Annotated in this window: 6 protein-coding genes; all 6 read right to left on the bottom strand. The window is 52.0% G+C overall.

Going from position 1 to position 6,363, the window contains the following annotated elements; all coding sequences use genetic code 11:
* Positions 1–128: 128 nt before the first annotated feature.
* On the bottom strand, positions 129–386 hold the full coding sequence (locus tag DWX59_RS19620; protein ID WP_008716573.1) for an HPr family phosphocarrier protein: 258 nt from the start codon (positions 384–386) through the stop codon (positions 129–131).
* Positions 387–500: 114 nt separating this feature from the next.
* The gene (whiA, locus tag DWX59_RS19615; RefSeq protein ID WP_117560884.1) at positions 501–1,460 is read right to left on the bottom strand and encodes a DNA-binding protein WhiA; all 960 of its coding nucleotides are present in this window, start codon (positions 1,458–1,460) and stop codon (positions 501–503) included.
* Between the two features lie 6 nt (positions 1,461–1,466).
* Positions 1,467–2,336: an RNase adapter RapZ gene (gene rapZ, locus DWX59_RS19610; protein ID WP_117560883.1), complete on the bottom strand. Its 870-nt coding sequence runs from the start codon at positions 2,334–2,336 to the stop codon at positions 1,467–1,469.
* Positions 2,337–2,440: 104 nt separating this feature from the next.
* Positions 2,441–3,349 (bottom strand): UDP-N-acetylmuramate dehydrogenase, encoded by a 909-nt coding sequence (murB, locus tag DWX59_RS19605; RefSeq protein WP_117560902.1) that lies wholly within the window; start codon positions 3,347–3,349, stop codon positions 2,441–2,443.
* 29 nt (positions 3,350–3,378) lie between these two features.
* On the bottom strand, positions 3,379–4,311 hold the full coding sequence (gene hprK, locus DWX59_RS19600) for an HPr(Ser) kinase/phosphatase (protein ID WP_117560882.1): 933 nt from the start codon (positions 4,309–4,311) through the stop codon (positions 3,379–3,381).
* Between the two features lie 115 nt (positions 4,312–4,426).
* Positions 4,427–6,355, bottom strand: coding sequence for an excinuclease ABC subunit UvrC (gene uvrC / locus DWX59_RS19595; RefSeq protein WP_117560901.1), 1,929 nt, complete (start codon positions 6,353–6,355; stop codon positions 4,427–4,429).
* Positions 6,356–6,363 lie beyond the last annotated feature (8 nt).

The raw sequence follows: 6,363 nt of genomic DNA, 5'->3' as shown, positions 1-6,363 counted from the left end.
CCTTTTCATAGAATTGGGGCGGGATTTTAACAAATCCCACCCCAACTATTGACAAAGAGCCCTAAAAGAACCAGGTTAGAGAGCCCCCGGTCCTTAAATCTATGATTATACTCTGTATTAGGCGGTTGTTATTCCTGGTTCTTCAGATACTTCTCAATCTCAGAGACTGCCTGTTCCTCATCATCACCTTCAGCCACCACTGTAATGGCCTCTCCGGCAGTAAGACACAGGGTCATCATTCCCATGATGCTCTTGGCATTCACGCGTTTAGCCTCAGCTTCCAGATAAATCTTGCTTTCGTACTGGCTTGCCACCTGTACAAGCATAGCTGCCGGCCTGGCTTCCAGCCCTGATGACAATTCAACTGTGATCAATTTCTTTACCATAATTATCCTCCTCATTCCTTTGAATGGTACGCAGCCATGCCCGCTGCCTAAACAGCCCTGCCATGGCTTCCATTCCGGTGCCCATACTGAATTGTACTTAATGAAACAATACTTCTAACTGTCCGGCAACTGCTGCCGCAGGTCATCCGCCATCTGGCCCAATTTCCTCAGACGGTGGTTTACACCTGATTTGCCCACAGGCGGTTCTAAAGCCTGGCCAAGCTCCTTTAAGGTTGCCTCAGGCCGTTCCAGCCTTAAGCGGGCCATGTCCTGAAGGCTTTCCGGAAGCCCGTCAAGTCCTATGGTCTCCTGGATAAAACGGATATCCTCCATCTGTTTTACCGCCGCAGACACGGTCTTGTTGATATTGGCTGTTTCACAGTTCACCTGACGGTTCACATTCCCCCGCATCCCTCTCAGTATCCGGATGTTCTCCAGCTCCATAAGGGCCACGGGTGCCTCCATCACGTTAAGGATGTCCACAATCTGGTCCCCTTCTTTGATATAGACCACATAGTGCTTTTTCCTCGGCACGATTTTGGGTTCCATATCAAACGCGGCTATGATGCCTTTAAGCTGCTCAGCCTTTGCCATGGAAGGACATACGATTTCAAAATGGTAGAATTTCTCCGGGTCACTGATTGAACCCGCAGCGAGAAACGCCCCTCTGATAAAAGCCCTTCTGCAACAGGCATTCTGAACCATCACATTGCGTACCAGCGACAGATTCTCCCGTATCTCCCCCTGGGCGTCAATGAGCTTGGCCGCCTGAAGTACCTTAAGTGCATCATCATGTTCCCTGACTGCTACAATATATGTCCGGTTCCGCGAAACATTCCCGCCTCTGCGAATTGAAACATCAGTACTTATATTAAATGTTTTTTTCAATAATGTAAAGTACTTTCTTGCAACTGCTACATTTTCTGTGTGCATTTCAATGGAAAAATGGTCGGACGCCGATATTTTCACACGGCCGCAAAGGCTTAAAACAGCAGACATCTCCGCTATCCGGCAATGTCTCGCAGCGGAAACCTGCCTGGAAAGTTCATCTTTTACCCTGGAAGAAAATGACATTTTATGCTACTTCCTTTTATTATCTTTATCAATATCCCTGTGCTCAATCTTTATGCCGTAGGTCTTGTGGCAGGCCAGATGTCCGAAAAGCGCATTGGCCATGGCCACGGAACGGTGTTTGCCTCCGGTGCACCCCACAGCGACCACCAGCTGGTTCTTTCCCTCACGGATGTAATTGGGGAGAAGGAAATCAATCAGGTCATACAGTTTATCCAGAAAAGCCTGTCCGGTCCCGCCCTGCATCACAAAGTCGCGGATGACCGGGTCTTCCCCTGTCAGCGGCCGCAGTTCCTCCACATAATAGGGATTGGGCAGGAAGCGCACATCAAAGACAAGGTCCGCGTCCTCGGGAATCCCATATTTGAAACCAAAGGAAAGGATGGTGATGAACATGTTATTGAAATCCTGGTCCTTCAGGAAAATCTTCTCCAGCTCCTGTCTCAGTTCCCTGGTCAGCAGCTGGCTTGTATCAATGATGAAATCAGCATCCTTTTTAAGGAATGCCAGCTTCATGCGCTCCTTCTCAATCCCCTTGTCCAGGCGGCCGGTCCCGGCAAGGGGATGGCTGCGCCGTGTTTCCTTATATCTCTTAATAAGGGTGCCGTCGTTGGCATCCAGGAACAGGACCTGGAAATCCAGGCCCGTGTCCTTCCATCCCTGAAGGATGGCTTCCAGCTGGTTTAATTCCTCGCCGCTCCTTATGTCAATCCCAAGGGCTGCCTGCTTAATTTCACCGCCTCCTGCCGCCAGCTGTGAGAATTTGTCCACCAGGGAAATGGGAAGGTTATCCACGCAGTAAAAGCCCAAATCCTCCAGCATCTTGAGCGCTATCGTCTTGCCTGCCCCGGACATTCCGGTTACAATCACAAGCTTCATCCATCCACCTCTGTCCCGTCTGATAATATGTCTGTATCACTGGGTCGTGTTTGAAAATCCATTCCCGCCATCTGCACGCCCTGGCAAATCCGCCATCCGGCTTGTCAGAACCGGCCCCAGCGTTTCACTTCCATCTCCAGTTTAACGCCGGATGTTTCCATGACCCTTTTCCTGACATGGTCGCAAAGCGCCATCACATCCGACGCCGTGGCGCCGTTGCTGTTGATTACAAACCCGCAGTGCTTTTCAGACACCTGGGCGCCTCCAAGCTGATATCCGCGAAGTCCGGCGTCCTCAATCAGTTTGCCTGCAAAATACCCCTGGGGGCGTTTAAAGGTGCTGCCGGCGCTGGGATATTCAAGGGGCTGCTTCTCCCTGCGCCTGGCCGACAGTTCCTTCATCCTGGCTTCAATTGCAGACCTGTCGCCAGGTTTCAGACCAAATACGGCTTCCAATACAATATACCCCTTAGATGGGATACAGCTGGTACGGTAACCCAGCTCAAGGGCGCCCGCATCCAGCACAAGGACTTCGCCTTCCGGGGTCATGACCCTGGCTTCCCTGAGGATATCCTTCATCTCTGACCCATAGGCGCCCGCATTCATGACCAATGCGCCGCCTGCGCTGCCCGGAATCCCTGCCGCAAATTCCATGCCTGTAAGGGAATGCTCCAGTGCCAGATGGGCGGCCCGGCCCAGCAGCTGTCCGCCTCCCACACGCAGGATGCTGTGGCAGGCCTCCATATAGCTGATCCCCTCCATGGCAATCACCGCGCCTTCGCAGCCGCTGTCACTGACCAGGAGGTTGCTGCCATTCCCAAGAATCCTCCAGGGCACATGGTAAGTGCCCAACACACGCAGCACGGCCGCCAGCTCCTCTTCACCGGAGGGACTTATGAAGATTTCCGCGGGGCCGCCGATCCGGAAGGACGTATGCCTGCTCATGGGCTCCATGAACCTGCATCCGGGCAGTTCTGTTTCAAGGATATCTTTTAATGTGTGTTCCAAATTCAACTTGCAGTCCTCACTCAATATTCATTTTCTTAATCATCGCTGGCTTTCCCTAGGTTGGCCTGCACTCTGTTGTACAGTTCCTGGGCAGCATTATAACCCATCTTCTTCTGACGGTAATTGACCGCGGCTGATTCCACGATAATAGCCAGGTTACGGCCGGGACGTATGGGGATGGTATGGCATACCACCTGGTTGCCCAGGAATTCCGTGTAGCTGTCTTCCAGGCCAAGCCTGTCGTATTCCTTATCCCTGCTCCAGTCCTCCAGCTTAATGACCATGTCGATGTTCTGGGTATCTTTCACGCTTTCCACGCCGTACAGGGTCTTGACATCAATGATGCCGATTCCCCGCAGTTCAATAAAGTGCTTGGTGATATCCGGCGCGCTGCCCACCAGGGTGTCATCGCTGACCTTGCGGATTTCCACCACATCATCGGTGATAAGGCGGTGTCCTCTCTTAATCAGCTCAAGGGCGGCCTCACTTTTGCCGATCCCGCTCTCGCCCATGATCAGAACTCCCTCGCCGAATACATCAATGAGCACCCCATGGATACTTATGCATGGTGCCAGCTTTACATTCAGCCAGCGGATTACTTCCGCCATAAGGGCAGACGTGGTCTTATCGGACACAAGGCAGGGCACCCCGTAATAATTACAGAACTCCAGAAGGTCCTCATCCGGTTCCTGGCTGCGGCTGAATACAAGGCAGGGGATCTGGCTGGATGTGAGTTTATCATACATCAGGCGCTTGCGTTCCTGGTCCATGGTATTAATATATGCCTGCTCAACGTATCCGATGATCTGAACCCGTTCCCTGTCAAAATGGTCGAAAAACCCGGTGAGCTGCAGGGCAGGACGGTTTACGTCCGGGTGCGTCAGCACGATCTTGTCCGTATCAATATCCGGAGTGGTGTTGCGAAGCTTCATTTTCTGAATCAATTCCGATATGGTTACTCCATGCATGGTAATACCCCCTTAAGCTGGTTATGCTTCTATTTTAACTCTTATCATACTATCATACTTTAAACTTCTTGTCATGTGTTTTCTCTTAAGTCATTTTCCATAATCTGGAACCCATTCATTGGCCGGACGGTGCGCCATCCTGGGTATTGGCCGGTGCGCCGTCCTTGCTGCCCTCCTGCCTGTCCTCATGGAAAAACCCATATACCGCGAGGGCTGCCCGCTTATTCATCTGGGGCGCCTGCTCCAGTTCCTCCACCGAAGCCGCGCGCACCGATTCAATGTCCTTAAAGTGGCGCATCAGTGCTTTCCTCCTGGCCGGTCCGATACCCGGTATATCGTCCAGGATGGATTTTACCTGTCCTTTTCCCCTGAGGCTTCTGTGGTACTCGATTGCAAACCGGTGTGCCTCGTCCTGTATCCTTGTAATCAGCCGGAACCCCTCGCTGTGCCTGTCAATGGGCACTTCTATATTATTGTAATACAGCCCCCTTGTCCTGTGGCTGTCATCCTTGACCATGCCGCACACGGGAATGGTAAGTCCCAGCTTTGAAAGGACCTCCAGGGCAATGTTCACCTGTCCCCTTCCGCCGTCCATCATGATCAGGTCAGGGAAGCGGGTAAAGCTTCCCAGGTTCAAATCCCCGCCCTTTTCCTCCAGTTCCTTTACCTCGCGCATGCCATGGGAAAAACGTCTTGTGAGCACCTCCTCCATGGACGCATAGTCATTGGGACCCTGGACTGTCTTTATCTTGAATTTCCTGTAATCGCTGCGTTTGGGCTTGCCGTCCTCGTACACCACCATGGATCCCACGGATTCAATACCGCTGGTATTGGATATATCATATGCCTCCATCCTGCGGATGCCGCCAATGCCAATCAGTTCCCCAATCTGGTTCATGGCTCCGATGGTGCGCAGTTCTTCTTTCTTTATGCGCTCCTTGTCCTGGGACAGGACCAGGGCAGCGTTCCTGGCAGCCAGTTCCACCAGGCGTTCCTTCTCCCCTTTTTTCGGCACCACGATACGCACCTTCTGGCCCCGCTTCGCGGTCAGCCATTGGCTGATGACATCCTCGTCCGCCAATGGATGCTGGAGCCACAGTTCCCTGGGGATAAAAGGCGTGCCCGCATAAAACTGCTTCACAAAGCTGTCCAGGATTTCGCCTTCATTCTCAGCCGTTGCAGCCGACACATGGAAATGGTCCCTGCCGATCAGCTTGCCTTCGCGGATGAAGAACACCTGTACCACCGCATCCTTCTCATCCCTTGCCATGGCCACAATGTCCCTGTCCTCCATGCTGCTGCTGGTAATCTTCTGCTTCTGGGCCACCTGCTTCACGCTGTTTAACAGTTCCCTGTACTCAATGGCCCGTTCAAAATCCAGTTTTTCCGAAGCATCCTCCATTTTTTCCTGCAGCGTCTTTAAAAGCGGGTCATATTTTCCATTCAGGAAATCCAGGGCCTGGCTGAAATTAGCCTGGTACTCCTGCGCCGTGATATACCCCTGGCAGGGGGCATCACACTGCTTGATGTGATAGTTAAGACAGGGCCTGTTTTTGCCAATGTCCTTTGGAAGGCTTCTGCTGCAGGTGCGGATACGGTACAGCTTATGGATCAGGTCCAGCGTGTCCTTAACCGCGCCCGCACTTGTATAAGGCCCGAAGTATCGGCTCCTCCCGTCCTTTTTCATATCACGCGCAAACAGCAGCCTGGGAAAATCCTCTCCCATGGTGGCCTTAATGTAAGGATAGCTTTTATCATCCTTCAGCATGGTGTTATAGCGGGGCCTGTGCTCCTTAATCAGGTTGCACTCCAACACAAGGGCCTCCAGTTCCGAATCCGTAAGTATATACTCAAACCATGCAATATGGGAAACCATCTGTTCAATCTTGGCTGTCTTGTTGCGGCTGCTTTGAAAATACTGGCGCACCCTGTTCTTTAAGCTGATGGCCTTGCCAATATAGATAATCTCATCCCTGCTGTTATGCATAAGATAAACTCCCGGGCTGGCCGGGAGTTTTTTCAGTTCTTCCTCTAAATCAAACAATGCTGTCA

The sequence above is a fragment of the Enterocloster aldenensis genome (assembly GCF_003434055.1).
Lineage (GTDB): Bacteria > Bacillota > Clostridia > Lachnospirales > Lachnospiraceae > Enterocloster > Enterocloster aldenensis.
Note: the sequence above shows the minus strand (reverse complement) of the source record. Positions and strands in the feature narration are given on the sequence as shown.